We start from the raw sequence: 22,616 nt of genomic DNA, 5'->3' as shown, positions 1-22,616 counted from the left end.
AAACAAGGAAAATAGCGCAGATAATATTGAGATATTAGTCAGCTATTTGACACCGTTTGGCCAGATTTAGCCATTTTTAGCCCATTTAGATGGCTATCGATTGAATTGAGGACACGCCCTAATATAGATACCTAACGCTTTAAACCGTTAAGGTCGGTGTGGGCTTTTTGGCTGTTTTTATGTTCCAAACAGCGATAATTAGCACGATAATCCCACCTATAACCCCTGTAGTCAGTTCAGGATAAATCAGTAGTAACGCGCCGATGGCCAATATGCCACGCGTGAGTGGACTCATAGCGCCCCTAAAATAGCCCTCTAGCGCCGCCCCTAAAGCAATAACCCCTGTTACCGATGTCAATACCACTGTCACGATATCAAGGATAGGCGGCAGCGGAAAGTCTTTTGCCGTGACTGCCAGACCCGTGGGATCTATCATCAGCATTGTCGGACTATAGATGAACATAAACGGCACGATAAATCCGGCCAATGCCAGCTTCAACGACAAAAACCCTGTCTTCATCGGGTCACCACCAGATATACCTGCACCAGCAAAGGCTGCCAGACAGACAGGCGGCGTAATATTGGCAAAAATACCGAAATAAAACACAAACATATGCGCTGATAAAATAGGAATATCAAAACCTGCTAGTGCAGGCGCTGCCATCGTTGCGGTAATGATATACGCAGGAATAGACGGTAGCCCCATGCCGAGTACCATAGAGGCAAGCATGGTCAATATTAGGGTTAAGAATAACGATCCAGCGCCCAATGTCACGATGGATGATGTCATCACCGTCCCAAAGCTGGTTAAGCTGACAACGCCAATGATCACCCCGACCACCGCACAGGCCGCCATCACCGCCAGCGACTGGCGAGCACCATCTGCTAGTGCACCCAAAATGTCCGAAAACCCCATTCTGGTCTCTTTGCGTAGCATACTAATGGCAACCGTGAAGCCAATGGTATAGGCCGCGGCATAGCCGACGGGTACGTTTTCAATCAATAAATAAATCAAAAACACAATCGGTAGTAGCATATGACCGCGCGCTTTTAATACTTCTTTGACGGCGGGCAGGTTTTCTTTGGCGATGCCTTTTAGATCGCGGCGACCCGCACGAAAATGCACTTGAGCAATAACGCCCAGATAGTAGAGCACTGCCGGCAATAAAGCCGCTAAAGCAATGGTGCTATAAGGTAGCCCTGTGGTCTCCGCCATGATAAAGGCACTGGCTCCCATAATCGGTGGCAATATCTGCCCACCAACTGACGCGCTGGCTTCTACTGCTCCCGAAAAGTCTTTGTGATAGCCGACTTTTTTCATCAACGGAATAGTAAACGCGCCGGTGCTGACAACGTTCGATAATGCTGAGCCGTTGATACTGCCCATAAAGCCGCTTGAGATGACTGCAACCTTGGCAGGGCCGCCTTTTTTATCCCCAGCAATAGCCAATGCCAAATCATTAAACAGCTGACCCATACCAGAGCGCGCCAAAAACGCGCCAAATAAGATGAACAAAAAGATAAACGTCACCGACGCGCCAATCGCCACAGAATACAGACCTTCCGTTTTTAAAAACAACTGACCAAAGATATCGCCCATATCATAAGGACGCGTGAGCAATCGATCAGGCATAAAATCTAGATGGCTGACAAATGGATAAGCCAAAAATATCGATGCCAAGATCGGCAAAATCCAACCGGTGATACGGCGACTGCCCTCTAACACACAAATGACGGTGATGATAGAAAATATCACATCGACCGGATTGGCCATACCACCACGTGAGGTCACGATATCTTGATACTCGTATATCAGATAAGCCATGCCAGACAATGATAGCAAGAACCAAATCCAGTCATACCAAGCGACGTGCTTGCGGCTACTTTTTTTACTGGCTGGAAATATCAGAAATATCAGAGCAAAACCAACACCGACGTGTACAGAGCGCTGCAATAGTGCTGGCATTGGGTTGAAGGTGATATACAAGTGAAAGATAGAATATAAAATGCAAATTCCAGCGATAAAATACTTGACTGGGCCTTGAGTGATGTGACGGGTGATCGACTCTCGATCATACTTTTCTAATATGGCCTGATTATGAGCTTGCGCGTCAAGCTCGGCATCTACATTGGTAGCAGCATGGGTGCTGGCATGGATAGGCAGATCAGCATGATTGGCTGACATCGTGGTCACATTATCGTGATCCGTCACTTGCGAGTTCATGACAAAAGTCCTTTTGTAATCTGTCAATTAAATGATACGTCTTGGGCGTAACCGTTACTTCAGAATAATCTGGCGCCCACTCATGAATCAAAAGCCGATGGTCGGCATAATTTAGCTCACCCTTGGTCAATCTAGACACTACCCAATTAAGACTAGGCAGTGTTTCGTTGATTTGATAACCCAAATAGCCAGGTTTTTGTATGGGGGCTAGCGCTTCAGTCGACGGCGTACCTGCACCAAACGCTTCAAAATAGGTAGTGGTCAACAGCAGACCGTCGTCTGTACGCTGATACTGCTCCTCCCACCACTGCTTTTCTACAGAATGGATCCAGCGCAGCTCAAAGTTTGGCTCAGTAAAATAACAGGTGGTGCCATCGACTTGCATTTCGACAACGGGCTGCTGGGATACGCTGGCCCATAGCACAAAAAAAACTAGCGCAGCCATCAGTGCCGCGCTAGTTAATAACCATAGACGTTTACTTGGCTGCTTGCTCATCGTAGTACTTTTTAGCGCCAGGATGAATTGGGGCTACCATACCAGTGTTGGCAGACTCTAAGCTGATATCATTGGCTGCTTGATGCGCGGTTTTTAGGCCGTCCAAATTATCAAACAAAGCCTTAGTCAGCTTATAACCATCGTCTTCAGATAAATCCGAACGCACCAACAACGCATTCATAATCGCGGCCGTCGGTATCGCGGCATCGTTGCCGTAAGTACCCGCTGGTATCTCAAAGGTTTTAAAGTACGGTTTGGTGGCGATGATCTCATTCAACTTGTCTTGATCGATAGTGACCAGCTGCAAATCCAAGCCCTGCTCTAGCTCCATCAATGACGAGTTTGGTAGACCACTACTAAAGAACGCCGCTTCGATTTTGCCAGCCTTCATACCATCAGCCGCTTCAGCAAAGCCTAAATAGTCGACGGTGATATCATCATAAGTAATACCAAAGCCTTCTAATAGGGTGCGCGCATTCACCTCTGTGCCTGAACCTTGATCGCCAACCGCAATACGCTTACCACGCAAATCTTCGATATTTTTGATACCCGACTGTTGCGACGTCACGATTTGCACGACATTGGGGTATAACACAGCGATCTGCTGAATATTGTCAATTGGCTGCTCAAAGTTATTTTTGCCATCGACGGCATCGGTGACGACATCGCTCAGCGCCAATACCATATCTACCTTGCCTTGGGTTAATAAATTGACGTTTTCAACTGATGCGCCTGTGGTCTGCGTCTTTGAGTTGACCCCAAAGGTTTTGGCATAAACCTCAGACAATGCTGTACCAATAATATTATAAGGGCCAGATGCGCCGCCTGTGGCGATGGTGACAAACTTTGTGTCCAGCTTATCGTCTGCAGTGGCACTACTTTCTGCCGCTGCATTGTCTGTGTTTTCTGAGCTTGGAGAAGAGCACGCGGTTAGGCCTAAAACAGCACTTAACATCGCTGATAAAAGCAAAGGAGATTTTAAAGAGTTGAGCATGGCATTCATCCTTGAAATGTTTTATACGTTTGTCTAAACGCATAGTCTTTAAAAATAGATACGTTACAGACCTGTAATACTATAGTAATTCTTATGGTAAATAAACTGCCTGTGGCAACGCAAACAAATACTGCGTAAAATGCTTTCTTGTCTTACTGCATTTCTTTTATAGTGGATCAACTATATACAAAAACTGTAGTTTTGATACATACGGTTTTAGTACACGCGGGTTTGCTACACACTACTTCAATACGCGTAGTTTTGATATGCGAAACCATGTTTCAATATATAACCATTTAAACAAAACCTCGCTTTTTTGTAAACCTTTATGACAGATATAAGAGACACGATGACTATCAATAACTGCAAAGGACCCTATGTGACTCTCTGCCCAAGGATAGCGATGCAGAGTAATGACATTCCTACGTAAGAAGAGTGCTATATTCTCAATAAATACTTATCGCAAAACATCAGGGAGCGCCCTACTACCTCAGCAACAAAGCAAACCGCTGATATCGCCATTATCGGCGGCAGTGGCCTGTATCAGATGGCAGACTTGACCAATAAACGTCGCGTTAAACTTGAGACGCCTGTCGGTGAGCCGTCTGATGACATTGTATTGGGCGAGCTGACCGGCACTACCGTCGCCTTTTTGCCCCGTCATGGTCAGAGTCATAAATTCATGCCGTCCGAGGTGCCATACCGCACCAATATCTATGCGCCAAAAATGCTAGCTATGCGTTATATCATCTTGGTACGGTATGGGCTGGCTGCGACATGACAATGCACACACGACATATTGCACAGATAGCCCATATTGACTTGTAGGACGTTAAGGCTGCTTATTCCATATCAGCATTAATGCATGCTCTAGGCGCTACTGGCTCCCACAGGATAGAAAAGCAACAAATCGCCCAAGGATATTGACCGCATTTGGCATTATAGTTAGATTGGTTCTATCGGTATCTTTTGGCAAAGCGCACAGTACGTCTATCATTCATGAGAAAAGATAAGACTAGGGAAGAAAATGAGCACACATCGATTTATAAGACCGGTCTTATTAGGCATGGGCCTATTGAGCATGATCGGCTGTGCAGCAAATCTGACAGCAGACAATCAAGACAGCACGGTGGCGGTACAAGCAGCGACCAGTCAAGCAACCATCTATTATAACGGCAATATCATTACCATGGAGGGCGACCAGCCGCAACTGGCGCAAGCATTGGTTACCCAAAACGGTAAGATTGCTTATGTTGGCAGCTTAAAACACGCGCAAGACAACTATAAAAACGCCGCGACCGTCGATTTGCAACATCAGACGCTGCTGCCAGGATTTATCGATCCGCACAGTCATTTTGGCTTGGTGTCCAACACTATGGGACAGGTGGATCTGAGCGCGCCGCCGATTGGTAAGATAGACAATATCGATAAAATGCTGCGAGCGTTAAAGGCTTATAAAAAGGACAATAATATCGCTGATGGCGAGTGGATATTTGGCTGGGGTTATGATGCGACTCAGCTCACTGAGGATCGCCATCCGACCAAAGAAGAGATTGATAGCGTTTTGCCAAATAACCCAGTGTATTTGCAGCACACCAGTGGTCATATGGGGGTTGCCAACTCCAGTGCGCTGGCTGCTATGGACATCACTGCTGATAGCCAGTCACCTGAAGGCGGTAATATCGCCCGAGTCAAAGGCTCAAACAAGCCAAATGGTCTGCTACAAGAGACGGCGATGTATCCGCTTATGTATCAACTACTTAAGACGCTTGAGCCCAAGCAAGCGCAGTTTTTTGATCAAACCCAAGACTACTACGCCAAGTACGGCGTGACCACAGCGCAAGACGGCTCCCCGCAAGGCAAGACCGCTTACTTTACTCAGCCTTATCTGACGCCTGTACCAAACTGCGAGAGCGACTGCCGCGGCTTGCCGAGTATCAGCCAAGAGAAGATGAATGAGATGTTTGTCAAAGCCTATAAAAATGACAATCAGTTATTTATTCATAATAATGGTGACGCGGCCACTGATATGATCCTCAAAGCGCACGAATATGCGGTCAAACAAACGGGGCAAGCCGCTGATAAAGACCGCCGTATCGTGCCGATTCATACGCAGTTTGCACGGCCAGACCAGCTAGCGGCGTTTAAAAAGCACAATATGGTGCCGTCATTTTTTACCAACCACGCTTACTTTTGGGGCGATGTCCATATCAAAAACTTGGGCGAAAAACGCGCCAACTCCTTAAGCTCTCTTGCCACAGTTGATAAAATGGGCATCCCTTATACCAATCACTCCGACGACACTGTCACGCCAGTCGATCCGCTGTTTTCTGTTTGGACAGCGGTCAATCGCACCTCACGTACAGGCCAAGTCATCGGTGCTGATGAACGCATCACGCCGTACCAAGCTCTCAAGGCCATCACCAGCAACGCGGCGTATCAGTATCTTGAAGAAGACACCAAAGGCACACTGGCTGCTGGTAAACTCGCGGATTTGGTGATTTTAGATAACAACCCACTGACCATAAAACCAGCCGATATCCGCAATATTAAAGTAGTAAAAACCATCAAAGAAGGCAACACTATTTATCAGCGTCCAGTACAATAGCAGCCAAATGATATGGCCCATGCACGATATCAGGCAGCTTATATCGTGCGATTTGCCCTCTATGTTTATGACAATCATGCGCCCCGTATTTTACCGAATCATAGGAGTTTTTTATGAGTAGTAGCACCGATAGCAGTCACGAGCATATTTTGTCCTCAGACAATATCCACCATCTGCATCATACGTTTTTTGTGCCAAGCGATACACAAACCCATATCAAGGCCACCCTACTCGTCGTACACGGTATGGCCGAGCATAGTGGCCGCTATGCAGATTTTGCACAGTTTTTGGCCGATCACGGTATCGCCGTCGCCACTTATGACCATTTAGGCCATGGTAAAACCGTCAAAACCCAAGCGGACTTAGGTTTTTTCGCTGACGAGCATCCTATGCAGTCATTGCTAAAAGACGTCATCGTGATGGCAGATCAGCTACAAGCGCGTCATCCGGAGGTGCCACACTTTGTCATGGGGCACTCAATGGGCTCCTTTATCGTCCGCAATGTCCTCAAACATCATGCTCATCGCTTTGCAGGTGCTATCTTGATGGGCAGTGCAGATGCCAACCCCTTGACCAAAATGCTGGTACCTGCCAATAAACTCTTGGCAAAAGTCGCCCCAAAAACCCCAAATCCTGTATTTGCCACGGTCATGAATAAAGTCCTCAATAGCAAGCTAAAGAACCGCCAATCAGACTCTGAGTTTGCTTGGTTAAGTCAAAACCCTGAAGCCATCGCAGACTATGAGGCTGATCCATTGACAGGCTTTGATTTTACCAATAACGGCTTTATGACGCTGTTTTGTTTGATGGAAACGGGGCTGAATAAACACTGGGCCGCCACCATTCCCAAGGACTTTCCGATGCTCTTTATCAGCGGCGAGGACGACCCTATCGGCAATATGGGTCGCGGCATTCGTCGCATCGTCACCCGCTTAAACCAGCAAAGCTTTAGCAACGTCGATATCCAGCTTTATCCAAATATGCGTCATGAGCCGCTCCATGAAAAAGATCATCAAATCGTTTATCAAGATATCCTAGAATGGATAGAAGATAATACTGCGGACGTTTGCTAAAAGCGGTCAAATTAGCGACAATACAGCGAACGTGTTTTTTCACCACATTTACGCCCTTATTTTTTTATAAGATTTCTCTTTTATTAACTTTAGGAACCTTTATGTCATTACAACAAACCATCGAACAAGCCTTTGAAAACCGCAACGAATATAGCCCAAGCACCATGCCGCAAGATGTGCGCGATGCCATCGAGCAAGTGCTTGAGCAATTAGATAACGGCAGCCTGCGCGTAGCAGAAAAAAAGGATGGCGAATGGGTCGTCAATCAGTGGGCCAAAAAAGCAGTACTACTGTCATTTCGCCTAAACGACAACTACGTACAAGCCGCTGGCGACCATGTGCAGTTTTATGACAAAGTACCGACCAAATTTGCTGACTGGACCGAAGCGCAGTTTAAAGAAGCTGGCGTACGTGTCGTGCCACCTGCTATCGCTCGTAAAGGCTCATATGTCGCGGCAGGCGCGGTGCTGATGCCCTCATACGTCAATATCGGCGCTTATGTGGATCAAGGCGCGATGGTTGATACATGGGCGACGGTCGGCTCATGTGCCCAAATCGGCAAAAACGTGCATCTCTCAGGCGGCGTGGGTATCGGCGGCGTGCTTGAGCCACTACAAGCCAACCCGACCATCATTGAAGACAACTGCTTTATCGGTGCACGCTCTGAGATCGTCGAAGGTGTCATCGTCGAAGAAGGCGCGGTCATCTCCATGGGCGTGTATATCGGTCAATCAACGCGCATTTATGATCGCGAGACAGGCGAGATTCATCGCGGCCGCGTACCAGCAGGCTCTGTCGTCGTACCAGGTAGCTTGCCATCAAAAGACGGCAGCCATAGCCTCTATGCCGCCATCATCGTCAAAAAAGTCGATGCACAGACGCGCGCAAAAACAGCGGTCAATGAGCTGCTACGCTTAGACTAATCTGCTCGCGTATACGTTGGTTTTTATACCAAACCGTTTTTAGGGCGTGTCCTCAATTCAATCGATAGCCATCTAAATGGGCTAAAAATAGCTAAATCTGGTCAAACGGTGTCAAATAGCTGACTAATATCTCGATATTACTTGCGCTATCTTCCTTGTTTGACGGCGATTTATCTCATTTTTATCACCATTTTTAAAATGAGGACACGCCCTAGTAAAATAGCTTTATATACAGATGCTGGAGCATGGCTTCAGCATCTTTTTTTATGTTTTAATTTTTTATGTATTAGCCGCAGCGTAATATCATTGGTTACGTTATAATTCACCGTGATTTTTTGCGCTATCCTCGCATAAAGCGGCCGCACCTACGACCTGACTTTTTGCACAAGCTTATCGCCGAGCGCTTTATCAACCTATCGTCTTATCAGCTCTTAATTGTCGTTGAAACTATATCGTATTTGAAACCATTATGAACCAGTCGCCGTTACGCACCGCCGCCATCCCTGTCACCGACCCGAGCGCAGGTCTGCGTTTGACAGAGATTTTTTACTCGCTACAAGGTGAGGCGCTGACCTCAGGCTTACCGACCATATTTGTCCGCTTAACCGGCTGTCCACTCAGATGCGTCTACTGCGATACTGAGTATGCCTTTACAGGTGGCGAGCGTCAGTCATTAGATGCCATCATAGCGACGATCAAAACCTATCCGTGCAAGCGGATTTGTCTGACGGGCGGTGAGCCATTGGCGCAGCCCAATGCCATCGAGCTGATGCAACGCCTGCTCAGCGATGGCTATGAGATTTCCCTTGAGACGGCAGGAGCGCTGAGTGTCAAAGACGTGCCCGCGGCGGTCAGCAAAATGATGGATCTCAAAACCCCAAGCTCAGGCGAAGCTGCTAAAAACCTTTGGTCAAATCTTGACCACTTAACCCAGCATGATCAGATTAAGTTTGTCATTATGAACCGCACTGACTATGACTGGGCAAAAGCCACACTCATTGAGCATCAGCTGGATAAACGCGTCGGCACGATTTGGTTTTCGCCGATGTTTACTGTTGCAGATGATATCGATGACGCGGTCAGTCCAGAGGTGCCTGTGCTTGCCCGCGAGCTTGCTGAATGGATACTGACCGATGCCCTGCCCGTGCGCTTTCAGCTGCAATTGCACAAAATCATTTGGGCAGATGCCAAAGGTAAATAGAGAAAAGGCAAACAGTAAAAAGGCAAATAACGATAGGCATCGCCTCGGCGTTATCATAAACAGCTAAATAGCTGTATCAAGGGCACAAGAAAAACGGTATAAATCGCTCACACGACACGGAAATAAGGATAAGTGCACAAGGATGATCAAGCTAATACTACTGGGCTTATTGGCAGGGGCGTTTTTTAGCTCGACATTTATTTTAAATGAGATGATGAGCGCGGCAGGCGGCCACTGGTTTTGGTCGGCGAGTCTGCGCTATGTCTTTATGTGGCTGATAATCACCGGCATCATCTTGTTTCAGCAAGGGATGGGGCGCCTCAAAGCTTTGACAGCGGTCTTTTTTCAGCACTGGGTTTTTTGGTGCCTCACAGGCAGTATTGGCTTTGGGCTGTTTTATGCAGGTATCTGCTATGCCGCCGATCATGTGGCAGGCTGGGTGGTCGCGGCGACCTTTATGTTTACCGTCGTTACCAGCTTATTGGTGCTGATGGTCTTTGGCCAGCGTTTTGATAAAAAATTCATCCTTTATGCCCTTTTGGTGTTTGTTGGCGTGGTGATGGTCAATGTCAGTGAGGGCTTGCACGCCGCTGCACTTGCCGACACTGATATTGCCCATGCTGTCCCTATGGCACAGATGCTGCTCTATGGCGCACTGCCCGCCCTTATTGCCGCCTTTAGCTACCCGATTGGCAATCAGTTGGTCTGGCAAGTCACTCATAACTCCCGCACGCCAGCGTTACCCGCTGACTTGGCAGATCAGTCGCACGCCGTATCTGGCACTGCCGACACCCATGACGAGCCACTCACCTCTGAAGCTTATGATCTGCCGCCTACTTTATATGACACTAGTACCACCAGCACCGCTCTAAATGCTCTGCCTGCCGCCGCACCTGCGCCGTCACTACTGCAAACTCTGATCCATCGTATCCCCTCGATTGAGACTACCTTACTACACAATGCCTTTAACAAAGTTTGGCTAATGACTCTGGGGAGTTTGCCATTTTGGCTGCTTTTGGGCATGATAGTGCGACCCGAGCTGCCCGATAGCACACAGGTGTTTAATACATTGCTGGTGGCTTTGTTGGCCGGGGTGGCGGCTACTACTATATTTTTGTACGCGCGCGGTCAGGCGGTGACCTCAAGCGAAGTGGCTGGCGTCGATGCCACCCAAGCCAGTGAGGTGATATTTGCCCTTATCGGTGGAATATTATTACTGGGTAACTCGGTACCTTCAGCGATGGGTTTGCTCGGTATTGGTTTGATCATTATCGGGCTGATATTTTTTGCCAAGGATGGCTAAGTCGTATACAGCTGTCTCGTTGATGTTTTTGCTACACGACGAATGCAATAGCCTTTATTGCGCTCAGTCATCTCATTTTGACGGTCACGACTTGGTACTATAACGATGGTTAATGATTTGATTTTCCCTGATATCTTGTTGTACTTACTGGATATGGTAGGGGTGATAGCCTGCGCAATCGCGGGAACCTTGCTGGCGCAGCACAAAGGCTTTGATATTGCAGGCTGTATTTTGGTATCGCTGGTCAATGCCATCGGCGGTGGTACACTACGTGATATGGCGCTTGATCGTCATCCATTGTTTTGGATGACGGATCTCAATTATGTAATCGTCATCACGCTGACCTCGCTTATTTTACAGATATTTTTTCACCTTTATCATAAGATTGATAATGCGCTAAAGCTCTTTGATGCTATTGGCTTGGCCGCATTTAGTGTCATTGGTTTTAAGGTGGCGCTCACGCAAGATATGTCACCAATCATTGCGATTATGATGGGGGTTTGGACCGCGATTATCGGTGGGCTATTACGTGATATTATCTGTAATGAGATACCGCTTGTGCTACAGCGTGAGATTTATATCACGGCCAGCATCATAGGCTCTACGACCTATCTGCTGCTGCAGTATTTGGGGGTCGATGCTGGCATCAATGAATTTATTATGCTGTTTGTGATTTTTGCTGTTCGGATGTTGGCACTGAGGTTTGACTGGCATCTGCCGTCTATTCGCCTAGTTGATTGACGGTAGATTAACGGCTATAGTCGATTCTAAATAAAATATAACGGGGAACTGGTATAAATTTTTCTGGCGTGCTGTGCCTACGCCGACAGATGCTGCGTAAAATTCATCCCAGTCCCACTGTATCGTTTTTATACTGAACTCACTATCATTAATATCAGATTGTCAGATTGATTGTAGATAGCCTTTATCCTCTTCTACCGATTCGGCCCGCTGCCCCATCATCACCTAATGAGACTTGCGCATGTTGACCATCGCATTAGACCCTGCTGCTCTGATCACCACGTTTGATCCGCGCTCGCTGATATATCTGTTTGATATGATCGGTATCGTCGCTTGTAGCGTCTCAGGTACGATACTGGCCAAGCACAAAAACTTCGATGTCTTTGGTTGTCTACTGGTGTCTATTGTTACTGCCATCGGTGGCGGTACGGTACGTGATGTCATTTTAGACCGTCATCCGCTGTTTTGGATGGTCGATATGAGCTACTTGACCGTCATTACCTTGTCTTCACTGGTGATGCAGATATTTTTTCATCCAAACTCCAGACGCGTCGATACGTTTCTCAAACTCTCAGACACCATCGGCTTATCAGCCTTTACCCTCATCGGCATCAAAGTCGCAGACAGTATGGGCGCCAACGTGCCAGTGGCGTTACTCCTAGGGGTGATTACCATCGTGGTCGGCGGTATTATCCGCGATATGATCTGCAATGAGATACCGCTGGTTTTGCAGCAAGAGATTTATATCACCGCGGCATTGGCAGGCGGCATTCTCTACTTTGCGCTGCACAATCTCGGCGTGATGCCTTGGGTGGCTGACGTCTCAGCGATGAGTACGATTTTTATTTTGCGTATGCTGGCGATACGTTATGATTGGCAGTTTCCGACCATAGAATGGCGATATTAATCACACGGCGCTGGCACGCGGGTCTCAATGCTAAGCAGTCAAAGCACTGGCGGTAAAAGCGCTTCACGCGCTACGCCGCTGCTACCACTGCCAAGTCTCTGATCATAAGTTGTAAGCTTTGTTTGCCGTTCCACTCGTTGATATCGAGCTCAAACAATACATGCACTTGCTGGGCGCGATAATCCCACGCCGCGCTATCAAAGTTAAAATAAATGGCATCAATCGGATACTGCACGTCAGGATAACGCAGTGATAGCTTCAAGTGCTTGTCTTTTAAAACCTTAAAGATTAATACCTCAAACACCCCATCAAATATCGGCGGTGCAAAGCCATGACCCCAGATACTGGCATCTGCCAAATGCTCGGCAAACCATAGGCTAAAGTCGCTGGCCTGCAGTGGCCCATCGGTGAGTTTTTGCTCAGCAAACACCTTGTCATCTATCTCTGCCATGACCTCATTGAACGCCGCCACAAACCCGTCAAAGTGACGACGCTTGATCGTCAAGCCAGCCGCCATCGCATGGCCACCAAAGTGGCTGATCAAGTCAGGATAGCGCTCAGCGACCAGCTCAATGGCATCACGAATATGCACGCCTGCAATCGACCGCGCCGAGCCTTTGATTGCGTCGTCATCTCCCGTACGTTCGGTATCTGCTGGCGCAAAGACAATGCTGGGCAGATAATGCGTTTCTTTTAAGCGGCCAGCGACGATACCGATGACGCCTTGGTGCCAATCGTCTTGATACAAAATAATACTGCGCTTATCGGTGCTACTGGCGGTGCCTGCTAGCGTCTGTACGATATCGTCCGCCTGCGCCCGCATCTCGCCTTCTACCTGACGGCGCGTACGGTTTAGCTGTTCTAGCTCTTGCGCCAAACGCTGCGCGGTATGCCAGTCTTCGGTCAACAAGCACTCAATGCCGATACGCATGTTGTCCATACGCCCAGCAGCGTTGATACGTGGGCCTAAGACAAACCCAAAGTCCTGCGCGTGCAGCTGCTTTGGATCGCGGCCTGCTTGCTCGAGGAGCGCCAAGATACCCATACAGCAGCGCCCTTGACGAATGGCAGTTAGCCCATGATGCACCAAGATACGGTTGTTTTTGTCCAGTACGCCAACATCAGCAATCGTGCCAAGCGCCACCAAATCTAAATACTGGCTGACTTGTACAGTGGACTTACCAGCTGTACGGCGTCGTTTTGCCAAGCGGCCCAGCACATAAAATGCCACGCCAACCCCCACCAATGCTTTGCTGGCAAAATGACAGTCGAGCTGATTGGGATTGACCACCGCTTCAGCTGGCGGGGTCGCTTTGGTGGTCAAGTGATGGTCGGTGATAATCACCGTAATGCCGTCGGCCTGCGCACGGGCGACACCTTCATGACTGGAGATACCATTATCAACGGTAACAATCAAATCAGGCTGATAAGTTTCAATTCCTAATTCGACAATCTCAGGCGTTAGGCCATAGCCGTACTTAAAGCGATCCGGCACTAAGAAGTCGACTTGCGCGCCCATCTGAGTCAACGCGCGCATCATCAGCGCCGTGCTGGTCGCGCCGTCGCAGTCAAAGTCGCCGACGATCAAAATCCGCTGACCTTTATCAATAGCAGCATCTAACAGATCCACAGCTTTGGTGACACCATGCAGTTGCTCAGCGGGCAGTAGCCCAGAGAGACTGATCTCCAGCTGCTCAGGATTGGTGATGCCGCGACCAGCGTATAGTCGGGCAAGCGTCGGTGACTGGGCGGCAAGAGGTTGCAAAGCGGCGGGCAACTCGTCGATGCGAGTGCTGGTATAACGGGGGGTTAAATTTAGCATGATGGTATTCTACTGGCTTTCATGCAGGGTCACAATGCCAATTTATAGCGGTCAAGTTTATTCTTTACGATTGCTTTTGACTTCTTAAAACATTTGTTTAAAACACTTTGTCAGCCTTCAGCAGATCATACAGTGCTTGCGCTCCATGTCTGCGCACACCTCTGGCTTAGGCTAAATTTACAAAAACGGTGCACAGTGACTGTAATTTTCTGCATTTTGCTACAAAGCGATGATTGTATGCTAACGATAAATCCATAAAATAGATGTCAATCAATATATTTTCACCATGAGTGATATAAAAACCCTATTTTCCATTATCTAAAAAAACGTACAAGGACCTTTTATGAAAACCACACCAGTCGCTGAAAAACTCCCTAACACCATCGATCCCAATCTTGATCTTGATAAAGTCAAACAAGAGTGTCTGGGTTTGGTCAAAAAACGTGCCAGAGTCTCAGCTGGTGTCGCCATCGTACCTGTGCCGTTTTTTGATGTGGCAGTCGATGCAGGCATGTTGACCCAGCTCATCCCTGAGATCAGTGAGCGCTTTGGCTTGATCGAAGACCGTAAATCAGCGATTGACTTGGAGTCACGCGAAGTGCACTGGAGCGCGATTAGAAACCGTACGGTTGACTTTGCAGGTTTGGTAGCGACGCGCGGTCTCGTCAAAAAAACCATTCAAGGTTTTGGTGGTCGTATCGCCGCCAAGCAAGTGACCAAATTTATCCCATTGGGTGGGCAGTTGGTGGCTGCAACGATGGGCTATACCATTTTTAAGAAAATCGCCACCGACCATATCAACGAATGCTATAAGTTGGCCAAAGACATTCAGCAAAAGCAGCACGGTAAAAACGTCTAATATCGGCATTACTAAATAAAAGAACTAAATAAAAAAGATACGCTGCATCAGTTCGCTAGACTGGGATCGACTTGTTTCAGTCTCGCTTTGATGCTCTGCGCGATCTTAACACGCAGCGAATACCAAAATAAATGGCCTTCGCTGGTTTTTTTATGTGCTTTTTTAGGGCTATCGTGGCACCATGTTTGTCTTTATAACCATTGCCTTTACAACCATTATTTTTATAACCATACCAAGGAGTATTCTGTGAAAAAACACGGGCCTACAAAAAAAATACTGGCATCTACTGCCTTACTGACTGCGCTTGCCTTGGGCGGCTGTACCACCACAGGTAGCGTCAATAATGACGCTGGCACTGCCATTGGTACCGCCAATGAGATCGGTATGAATGTGTTTCGCGCAGCCATTGACAACCAATGTCGCAGCCAAATCGAAAAACAAAATGCGTGGCGTATCGCTAGCGTTGCCATGACCGAGACGCAGCAAGAAACCATAAAAAGCAATGTCTGTGGCTGCGTCAGTGAGCAAGCCCCGCAGCAAGTTAGCCTCGTTGAGCTGGGCAACGCGGCCATCGACCCCAGCTACCGCACGCAGCTGGTTACCCGAGTCGTCGCAAAATCACTGCAGAGCTGCTATGCAAGTTTTATGAAATAGTCAGACTGTCATGGAATGCGATTTACTCAAGCATACCTCCCGTTAGTCAAAATTCTTTATCATTAATCAAAATCCTTTATCAGTAGATATAACGCCAATAGGCAGGTTAACGATTGCGTCACGCTGTCTATTACGATAGATTATCGGTCAATGGACTTTACTTTTGTATCAGATCAAGGATGAATGATGAAAAGACGTGATTTTATAAAAATAGGCGGTCAAGCGACCGTGGCAGGGACTCTATTGACACAGCTGAGCGCCTGCTCATCAGACGATGACGAGCGCCCCGTGGTGGCACTAGACGACGTCGATGACTTGGGTTACCAAGGTGCCCAGCCCTTCGTACATGGCGTCGCAAGTGGCGACCCACTACAAGATAGGGTGATACTGTGGACCCGTATCACCAATGATGGCAGTATTGAGGCCACCAGCATCCCTGTCGGCTATAAGGTCGCCACAGACCCTGATCTGACCAATATCGTCGCCCAAGGTCGCGCCATTGCCACCGCCGCCTCTGACTTTACTATCAAAGTCGATCCCACCTCCCTTCAGCCTGATACCACATATTATTATGCTTTTGAAGCTTTGGGCTATCTTTCGCCTACTGGCCGTACCCGTACCATTCCACCGTCTGATATGACAGCGAGCGAGATAGAGCGTGTGCGCTTGGCAGTGGTGTCCTGCTCCAACTATGGTTTTGGGTACTTTAATGGCTATGCCCATATCGCCAAACAAGCCGATATCTCTGCCGTGGTGCATTTGGGAGATTATATCTATGAATACAAGGAAGGGTTTTATCGCGATCAGTCACTGATAGAAGAGCGCCCATTGTTTCCCAAAAACGAGATCATCAGCTTAAACGACTATCGCCAACGCTACGCGTGTTATCGCACGGATATCGACCTACAAGAATGCCATCGCCAGCATCCTTTTATCGCGGTTTGGGACGATCATGAAATCGCTGATAACTCATGGAAAGGGGGCGCGCGCTTTCATAACGACAGCAAAGGCAGCTATTTAGAGCGCAAAATGGCGGCTGTCCGTGCGTATCATGAGTGGATGCCCATTCGGGACGATAAGAGCAATGCGCTTGACAGCCAGCTACGTATTTATCGGCGTTTTGAGTTTGGTAAATTGTTTGATTTAAACATGCTCGACACGCGCATCTTTGGCCGCGAAAAGCTCGATGCGGCCGCCAGTCAGGAGCCAGAACGCCAGCTATTGGGGCTTGAGCAAGAAAACTGGCTCTATCTGAATATGTCTGAGAGCAAACGCCGCGGCGCTACATGGCAGATATTGGGTCAGCAAGTGATTTTGTCTCCTTTTAAAGGCGCTTTTGCCAGCAACTCAGGTGACATCTGGAACGGCTATGCCAGTGCGCGCAATCGCCTATTAGACTATATTGACAATAACGACATCAAAAACACCGTCGTGTTGACGGGGGACTATCACGCCTCTTTTGCCTTTGATGTCGCCAAAAATCCTTTTGATAGCGACAGCTATAATCCAGCAACTGGTGCAGGTGTGCTGGCGGTTGAGTTTGTTTGCCCCGCCCTCACTTCACTAGCCTTTACTGAGCCAAATACAGGCCCCGACGTCAACCCGCACCAAAAGTTTAACAACCAAACCGACCACGGCTATATGCTACTAGACATCACCGAGCAGGCGTTTCAATGTGAATGGTACTATACCGATACGCTTACCGTCCGTGATAGTAGCACCCAGTTTGCCAAAGGATTGGTCACACAATCACGCGCCCATCATTTAGTTGATGCAGCCCAATCTCGCCCTATCAGCAATGTGGCTGCCCTAGCCGCGGCGAACAAGGCCGTATCCGTCAAAAAGACGACAACAAACCCTGCAGCGATGAGCGAGGCGTAAATTTTTAGCGCCCACTGAACTATTGAACGACAGTGAGTTCAGTATTTTAGTATAAAAACGAAACAGCGAGACTGGGATGAGTTTTATGCAACATCGAGCGGTGCAGACACAGCACGCCAAAAAAATTTATACCAGTGCCGCCTTGATATAAACAGCAAAAGGGTGCGTTAGCTGGCGCACCCTTTTACTATTTGTGGTTTTTAAGCATATCTAGCAATTCTATACTTATAGCAACTTACAACTCATCTGCTGCATTCACTGCTCATTACTTATCAGTCGCCGCAGAGCTGCTAGGCAAAGCCGCCGTCGTTGGCAATATTTTACTGCGGCGAAAATACTTGGACGAGCTATCGATGATTTTATCGACTTCTTTGATCAAATCATGAATCACATCATCATAAACACCGTGATGTAACTCGGTCTCAAATGCGGTAAAGGGATGCTTGCGCGCCGCTGAGCTGACCTCTGTCACGCCCTGCTTACTATAAAAAATATCGACGCGGCCATCACTGTTTAGCACGCAATTTAACTGACCGCCTTCGAGCATCATCTCGACGCGCTCGGGCATAAAAATATAATCATCCACATCAATAAGCTTTTTTTCTACTTCTCGCTTAAAAAATGACTTGATATCAAACATACATCCATCCTTTATTCTTAATAGCTTTTACTGTTGCGTGTCCTTATTTTAAAAATACTGATATTGCCAATACTACTGGCATCAGTTTTATAGGATTCAACCATACAGTCGCACGCCTGCCCCTGCCGTTATACTTATTTTTATGACGAGCGCCCAATACTGGTTTTGTTTCATCGGGTGGCTAGGTCGCGCCTGATTTCTTTATCCTATAAGAGACACGGCTGTTTTTTAAGGCGGGATATGTAAAACTGCGTTTGATGTTGGTAAAAGTGGACGGCTTGTTTAGAGGCTTATCACACCCAGCCTTTTTTGCGAAACGACTTTAGCACCTTGATAAATACTGCCATCTCATCAGGCGTGCCCAGCGTTACGCGGTTGAACCCCGTGACAGGTGGAAAATCGCGACCGACCTTGATGCCACTGTCTCGCATTCTAGCGATGTAGGTTTTTAAATCACCTTTGATTTCATGAAAAATAAAATTGGTCTGGGATGGTAAGTAGCGAAGTTCAAGCTCGTCCAATACTGTTTCAACCATCTGGCGCGACTGATTGGTCGTGCGCAAACTTAACTCTAAAAATTCTGCATCATTCAATGTCGCAATGGCGGCGACTGCACCTGATAAGTTGGTGTTATCCATAGACATAAATGCTTCGACAGCTTCAATAGTTTGCGGGTTAGAAATCGCATAGCCCACTCGCATACCAGCCAAGGCACATAACTTTGAGAAAGTATGAATCACAATAAGGTTGTCTGATAATCCTTGTTTTACCCACTCAACCCCACTCTCAAAGCTTGGGTCATTCACGTATTCTAAGTAAGCCTGATCTAATAAAAAGTAATGGTTGTCTGGTGCGTTACCTATCCATGTTTTAAGCTGGTTCGTTGATGTAATGGTTCCGGTTGGGTTATTAGGATTACAAACATATAACAAGCTAATACCGTTAAAATCGTCGGCCGCTTTTTGCAGTCTTTGCAGATCTAAGTCATAGTTTTCGGCAGTTAATGGTATCTTGACTACGGATGCCCCAATGGAGTTTGCATACATTTCTGCACAATCAAACGTTGGTACAGGGATTACCATCTGAAACTCTCAGCCCTCCATAAATGCTTTATGTTGCAGCATCTGAATGGTAGCTCGCATATTTTCAGTCGAGCCATTGCCCAATGAGATTTGGTTTTCTGCCACGCCGTGAATGCTGGCAACTTTGCTGATGAGTGCAGCACGTGCATGATCTGAATAACGAAAACCTTCACTTAAAGACTCTGTAACGGCTTTTTTGGCAGAATCCGACATGCCTAGCGAGTTTTCGTTCGCATTTGACTCTATCATTTTATTATTTTTCATGATGGACGATACGCCTAACTGTCAGTGGAGAATAAGATCAAATTTAATCCTTTCTCATATTAAGTGGCATTTGGTATGATTATAAGTTTTCCAAAACCAAAATATAAGTTATTAATTTCATTCGGCAAAAATCCCTATTTTTTCAAATATTTAGCAGATTATAAAAAAGGTGAGCTACAAATATGCAGCTCACCTTTTAACATTTAAATACTAAGGGATGTTAATGACAATACAAATAATTTATTAGATCAAATGCACTTTTAGCTCTAAGACTTTGTCACGCGTTTTTGCGGCTTCCTCAAACTTGAGATCGCGAGACAGCTGCTGCATCTGCTTCTCTAAACGTTTGATTTCTTTGGCGAGCAAATCAGGGCTACGCAAGATACTGATATCAACATCAGGCAGATTACTCTTGACTGGGATCACTTGATTGTCATTGGCATCCATACTCTCACCGGTATCAATCTTATCGGTGATGCTACGGCGCGCACCTTTTGGCGTGATATTATGCTCTATGTTAAAGGCAATCTGCTTTTCGCGGCGACGATTGGTCTCCTCTATCGCCTTTTCCATACTCGGCGTCATACGATCGGCGTAAAGAATTGCCTTACCATTTAAGTGGCGCGCGGCGCGGCCGATGGTCTGAATTAAAGATCTCTCAGAGCGCAAAAACCCTTCTTTGTCGGCATCAAATATCGCTACCAATGACACCTCAGGCATATCAAGCCCTTCACGCAGCAGGTTAATGCCGACGAGTACATCATGGACACCCGTACGCAGCTCATGAATAATCTGCATGCGCTCCACCGTATCGATGTCTGAGTGCAGATAGGCGACCTTGATATCGTACTCCTGAAGATAGCTGGTCAAGTCCTCCGCCATGCGTTTGGTCAAGGTGGTAATCAGCACACGCTCATCAAGCTCACGGCGTTTGGTAATCTCTGAGAGCACATCATCGACTTGGGTCAATACAGGGCGTATCTCAATCTCAGGGTCAATCAGCCCCGTCGGACGTACCACTTGCTCGACGACTTGCTCGCTGTGCTCAAGCTCGTATTGCGCCGGGGTCGCACTAACATAAATGGTCTTGGGCTTGATGCGCTCCCACTCTTCAAACTTCATCGGCCGGTTATTCATCGCGCTTGGCAGGCGAAAACCATAGTTCACCAAGTTTTCTTTGCGTGATCTATCGCCTTTATACATCGCTCCAATCTGCGAGACCGTCACATGCGACTCATCGATAAACAGCAGCGCATCCTCTGGCACATAATCAAACAACGTCGGCGGCGCCTCTCCCCATGGTCGACCAGAGAGGTGCTGCGAGTAGTTCTCAATACCATTACAGTAACCGAGCTGCTGAATCATTTCTAGATCATACTGGGTACGCTCTTTGAGGCGCTGAGCTTCGACCAGCTTGTTGTTGTCACGAAAATACTCAAGGCGCGGCTCAAGCTCAGCACGAATGGTCTCGCTGGCGGCCTCAAGGCGATTACGCGGTGTCACATAATGCGACTTTGGATAAATAGTAATACGCGGTACGCTGCGCACGGTTTTGCCTGTCAAAGGGTCAAACCATGTGATTTTTTCTACCTCATCATCAAACAGATGAATACGTACTGCAAGCTGCTCAGACTCTGCAGGATAGATGTCAAGTAGCTCACCGCGCAGACGATAAGTACCACGGCCAAAATCCAGCTCGTTGCGGGTATATTGCATCTCGACCAGACGTTTGATGGTCGCGGTACGATCGATTTTGTCACCGACGACGACGTGCAAGAGCATTTTAAGATAACTCTCAGGATCACCCAGACCGTAGATACAAGAGACGGATGCGACAATGATAGCATCGCGGCGTTCAAGCAGGGCGCGCGTTGCCGACAGACGCATCTGGTCGATATGATCGTTGATGGCGCTGTCTTTTTCGATAAAGGTATCACTGGCCGCCACATACGCCTCGGGCTGATAATAGTCATAATAACTGACAAAATACTCAACGGCGTTATTGGGAAAAAACGACTTAAACTCGCCATATAGCTGCGCCGCCAAAGTTTTGTTATGCGCCATGATAATGGTCGGGCGCTGGCACTCACTAATCACCTTAGCCATGGTATAAGTCTTACCAGAGCCCGTTACGCCAAGCAGCAGCTGCTCATCCATTCCTTTATTAACACCATTGACCAGTTTCTCAATCGCTTGTGGCTGATCGCCTGCAGGCTCAAAGTCGGTCACCATCTCAAAGGCGCGGCTTGATATCTGTGTCCCTGACGCATTGACACCACTGATTTCAGCTTCGCCTTGTAGCTGAGAGGCCAATTGATTTAACTGACGCGACGAGCGCGGTTCGGGCATTCGCATATTGATTTTCTTCTTCTCAAGGTTTATAACAATATGGGGCCCCATCCGCCTTTTTTAAAGGTGAACCAATCGCTGCCCATTAGAGCTTTTTGCGTCCAAAAGGCTCTTTTTTAGGGCGTGTCGTTATTTCAAAAATGATGATAAAAATGAGATAAGTTACGGTCAAACAAGGAAAATAGCACCGTTAATATCGGGATATAAACCCGCTATTTGACGATGTTTGGCAAAATTTGGCCATTTTTAGCCCATTTAGATAACTATCGAGTGAACTTACGACACGCCCTAGTCACACTATGATGAAGTGGCGATATATTTTGCTGCCATGATCTCGGTGTCAGTCACCCTTGTTGAATAGAGTTGAATATAAAAATTCACAGAACGCCTGCAAACTTTACAAAGGTTTTCATGATTAACAAACCCATTACATGACCCCTTCATAAAGCCTATGCTTAACGGTTCCAACTGCGTGACAAACTGCTATCATTTATAACGATTCATTCAGCAAGACCACGAATACATCAATAACAACAAGTTCAGTATTCTATTTAAGACCGTCTTAAACCAATGATTTTTCATTTACAATGATAAT

The 22,616-nt window shown here is 47.3% G+C and carries 19 protein-coding genes; 11 read left to right on the top strand and 8 right to left on the bottom strand.

Annotated elements, in window-relative coordinates; all coding sequences use genetic code 11:
- Positions 1–139: 139 nt before the first annotated feature.
- The 3 genes from C6W44_RS09065 to C6W44_RS09055 are packed head-to-tail and all read right to left on the bottom strand — an operon-like array spanning position 140 to position 3,714.
- Complete coding sequence (locus C6W44_RS09065) at positions 140–2,224, bottom strand: TRAP transporter permease (protein ID WP_199774472.1); 2,085 nt, start codon at positions 2,222–2,224, stop codon at positions 140–142.
- Complete coding sequence (locus tag C6W44_RS09060; RefSeq protein ID WP_105245083.1) at positions 2,196–2,720, bottom strand: DUF1850 domain-containing protein; 525 nt, start codon at positions 2,718–2,720, stop codon at positions 2,196–2,198. Before C6W44_RS09060 ends, C6W44_RS09065 begins: the two co-directional genes overlap by 29 nt.
- Positions 2,701–3,714, bottom strand: a complete 1,014-nt coding sequence (locus C6W44_RS09055) for a TAXI family TRAP transporter solute-binding subunit (RefSeq protein WP_105245082.1) — start codon at positions 3,712–3,714, stop codon at positions 2,701–2,703. The genes C6W44_RS09060 and C6W44_RS09055 overlap by 20 nt, the downstream gene beginning before the upstream one ends.
- Before the next feature lie 547 nt (positions 3,715–4,261).
- Here C6W44_RS09055 and C6W44_RS09050 point away from each other — a divergent pair.
- From C6W44_RS09050 to C6W44_RS09010, 8 genes are all read left to right on the top strand, one after another.
- Positions 4,262–4,495, top strand: coding sequence for a hypothetical protein (locus tag C6W44_RS09050; protein WP_227526405.1), 234 nt, complete (start codon positions 4,262–4,264; stop codon positions 4,493–4,495).
- A 246-nt stretch (positions 4,496–4,741) separates the two neighbouring features.
- Complete coding sequence (locus C6W44_RS09040; RefSeq protein WP_227526404.1) at positions 4,742–6,322, top strand: amidohydrolase; 1,581 nt, start codon at positions 4,742–4,744, stop codon at positions 6,320–6,322.
- A gap of 113 nt (positions 6,323–6,435) precedes the next feature.
- Positions 6,436–7,395, top strand: coding sequence for an alpha/beta fold hydrolase (locus tag C6W44_RS09035; RefSeq protein WP_105245080.1), 960 nt, complete (start codon positions 6,436–6,438; stop codon positions 7,393–7,395).
- A 101-nt stretch (positions 7,396–7,496) separates the two neighbouring features.
- On the top strand, positions 7,497–8,318 hold the full coding sequence (gene dapD / locus C6W44_RS09030) for a 2,3,4,5-tetrahydropyridine-2,6-dicarboxylate N-succinyltransferase (RefSeq protein WP_105245079.1): 822 nt from the start codon (positions 7,497–7,499) through the stop codon (positions 8,316–8,318).
- A gap of 469 nt (positions 8,319–8,787) precedes the next feature.
- Positions 8,788–9,519, top strand: a complete 732-nt coding sequence (queE, locus tag C6W44_RS09025) for a 7-carboxy-7-deazaguanine synthase QueE (RefSeq protein ID WP_105245078.1) — start codon at positions 8,788–8,790, stop codon at positions 9,517–9,519.
- 142 nt (positions 9,520–9,661) lie between these two features.
- Positions 9,662–10,822 carry a multidrug resistance efflux transporter family protein gene (locus C6W44_RS09020; RefSeq protein ID WP_105245077.1) on the top strand — a complete coding sequence of 387 codons (1,161 nt, stop codon included), beginning with the start codon at positions 9,662–9,664 and terminating at the stop codon, positions 10,820–10,822.
- Positions 10,823–10,927: 105 nt separating this feature from the next.
- Positions 10,928–11,563, top strand: a complete 636-nt coding sequence (locus C6W44_RS09015) for a trimeric intracellular cation channel family protein (protein WP_105245076.1) — start codon at positions 10,928–10,930, stop codon at positions 11,561–11,563.
- 241 nt (positions 11,564–11,804) lie between these two features.
- The gene (locus C6W44_RS09010) at positions 11,805–12,470 is read left to right on the top strand and encodes a trimeric intracellular cation channel family protein (protein WP_105245075.1); all 666 of its coding nucleotides are present in this window, start codon (positions 11,805–11,807) and stop codon (positions 12,468–12,470) included.
- Positions 12,471–12,540: 70 nt separating this feature from the next.
- On the opposite strand, the gene recJ is transcribed toward C6W44_RS09010, so the two are convergent.
- Complete coding sequence (gene recJ / locus C6W44_RS09005; RefSeq protein WP_105245074.1) at positions 12,541–14,292, bottom strand: single-stranded-DNA-specific exonuclease RecJ; 1,752 nt, start codon at positions 14,290–14,292, stop codon at positions 12,541–12,543.
- Positions 14,293–14,635: 343 nt separating this feature from the next.
- Here recJ and C6W44_RS09000 point away from each other — a divergent pair, with 343 nt between their 5' ends.
- The 3 genes from C6W44_RS09000 (at position 14,636) to C6W44_RS08990 (ending at position 17,686) form a co-directional block, all read left to right on the top strand.
- Positions 14,636–15,151, top strand: a complete 516-nt coding sequence (locus C6W44_RS09000) for a hypothetical protein (protein WP_105245073.1) — start codon at positions 14,636–14,638, stop codon at positions 15,149–15,151.
- Between the two features lie 246 nt (positions 15,152–15,397).
- Positions 15,398–15,805: a hypothetical protein gene (locus C6W44_RS08995; protein ID WP_105245072.1), complete on the top strand. Its 408-nt coding sequence runs from the start codon at positions 15,398–15,400 to the stop codon at positions 15,803–15,805.
- Between the two features lie 183 nt (positions 15,806–15,988).
- Entirely contained in the window at positions 15,989–17,686 is a 1,698-nt protein-coding gene (locus C6W44_RS08990; RefSeq protein ID WP_105245071.1) for an alkaline phosphatase D family protein, read from the top strand.
- Between the two features lie 265 nt (positions 17,687–17,951).
- Here the strand turns inward: C6W44_RS08990 and C6W44_RS08985 are convergent, their stop codons facing one another.
- The 4 genes from C6W44_RS08985 to uvrB form a co-directional block, all read right to left on the bottom strand.
- On the bottom strand, positions 17,952–18,326 hold the full coding sequence (locus C6W44_RS08985; protein ID WP_075101559.1) for a hypothetical protein: 375 nt from the start codon (positions 18,324–18,326) through the stop codon (positions 17,952–17,954).
- Positions 18,327–18,619: 293 nt separating this feature from the next.
- Positions 18,620–19,408, bottom strand: a complete 789-nt coding sequence (locus C6W44_RS08980) for a pyridoxal phosphate-dependent aminotransferase (RefSeq protein WP_227526403.1) — start codon at positions 19,406–19,408, stop codon at positions 18,620–18,622.
- Positions 19,409–19,417: 9 nt separating this feature from the next.
- Positions 19,418–19,672, bottom strand: a complete 255-nt coding sequence (locus C6W44_RS13600) for a hypothetical protein (RefSeq protein WP_227526402.1) — start codon at positions 19,670–19,672, stop codon at positions 19,418–19,420.
- A 243-nt stretch (positions 19,673–19,915) separates the two neighbouring features.
- A complete protein-coding gene (uvrB, locus tag C6W44_RS08975; RefSeq protein ID WP_105245070.1) occupies positions 19,916–22,027 on the bottom strand; it encodes an excinuclease ABC subunit UvrB in 2,112 nt (703 codons plus the stop codon).
- Positions 22,028–22,616 lie beyond the last annotated feature (589 nt).

Origin of the sequence: Psychrobacter sp. Marseille-P5312 (genome assembly GCF_900291405.1) — a bacterium.
Taxonomy (GTDB): Bacteria; Pseudomonadota; Gammaproteobacteria; order Pseudomonadales; family Moraxellaceae; genus Psychrobacter; species Psychrobacter celer.
This window is presented reverse-complemented; position numbering and strand designations above follow the sequence as displayed.

What these genes read in the sequence shown, in the direction of transcription:
- C6W44_RS09040 (WP_227526404.1), top strand. Translation starts at nt 4,742, where the DNA reads ATGAGCACACATCGATTTATAAGACCGGTCTTATTAGGCATGGGCCTA.
- C6W44_RS09055 (WP_105245082.1), bottom strand. Translation starts at nt 3,714, where the DNA reads ATGCTCAACTCTTTAAAATCTCCTTTGCTTTTATCAGCGATGTTAAGT.
- C6W44_RS09015 (WP_105245076.1), top strand. Translation starts at nt 10,928, where the DNA reads ATGGTTAATGATTTGATTTTCCCTGATATCTTGTTGTACTTACTGGAT.
- uvrB (WP_105245070.1), bottom strand. Translation starts at nt 22,027, where the DNA reads ATGCGAATGCCCGAACCGCGCTCGTCGCGTCAGTTAAATCAATTGGCC.
- C6W44_RS09035 (WP_105245080.1), top strand. Translation starts at nt 6,436, where the DNA reads ATGAGTAGTAGCACCGATAGCAGTCACGAGCATATTTTGTCCTCAGAC.
- C6W44_RS08980 (WP_227526403.1), bottom strand. Translation starts at nt 19,408, where the DNA reads ATGGTAATCCCTGTACCAACGTTTGATTGTGCAGAAATGTATGCAAAC.
- dapD (WP_105245079.1), top strand. Translation starts at nt 7,497, where the DNA reads ATGTCATTACAACAAACCATCGAACAAGCCTTTGAAAACCGCAACGAA.
- C6W44_RS09020 (WP_105245077.1), top strand. Translation starts at nt 9,662, where the DNA reads ATGATCAAGCTAATACTACTGGGCTTATTGGCAGGGGCGTTTTTTAGC.
- C6W44_RS09010 (WP_105245075.1), top strand. Translation starts at nt 11,805, where the DNA reads ATGTTGACCATCGCATTAGACCCTGCTGCTCTGATCACCACGTTTGAT.
- recJ (WP_105245074.1), bottom strand. Translation starts at nt 14,292, where the DNA reads ATGCTAAATTTAACCCCCCGTTATACCAGCACTCGCATCGACGAGTTG.
- C6W44_RS08990 (WP_105245071.1), top strand. Translation starts at nt 15,989, where the DNA reads ATGATGAAAAGACGTGATTTTATAAAAATAGGCGGTCAAGCGACCGTG.
- C6W44_RS09050 (WP_227526405.1), top strand. Translation starts at nt 4,262, where the DNA reads ATGGCAGACTTGACCAATAAACGTCGCGTTAAACTTGAGACGCCTGTC.
- C6W44_RS13600 (WP_227526402.1), bottom strand. Translation starts at nt 19,672, where the DNA reads ATGAAAAATAATAAAATGATAGAGTCAAATGCGAACGAAAACTCGCTA.
- C6W44_RS09065 (WP_199774472.1), bottom strand. Translation starts at nt 2,224, where the DNA reads ATGAACTCGCAAGTGACGGATCACGATAATGTGACCACGATGTCAGCC.
- C6W44_RS09060 (WP_105245083.1), bottom strand. Translation starts at nt 2,720, where the DNA reads ATGAGCAAGCAGCCAAGTAAACGTCTATGGTTATTAACTAGCGCGGCA.
- queE (WP_105245078.1), top strand. Translation starts at nt 8,788, where the DNA reads ATGAACCAGTCGCCGTTACGCACCGCCGCCATCCCTGTCACCGACCCG.
- C6W44_RS09000 (WP_105245073.1), top strand. Translation starts at nt 14,636, where the DNA reads ATGAAAACCACACCAGTCGCTGAAAAACTCCCTAACACCATCGATCCC.
- C6W44_RS08985 (WP_075101559.1), bottom strand. Translation starts at nt 18,326, where the DNA reads ATGTTTGATATCAAGTCATTTTTTAAGCGAGAAGTAGAAAAAAAGCTT.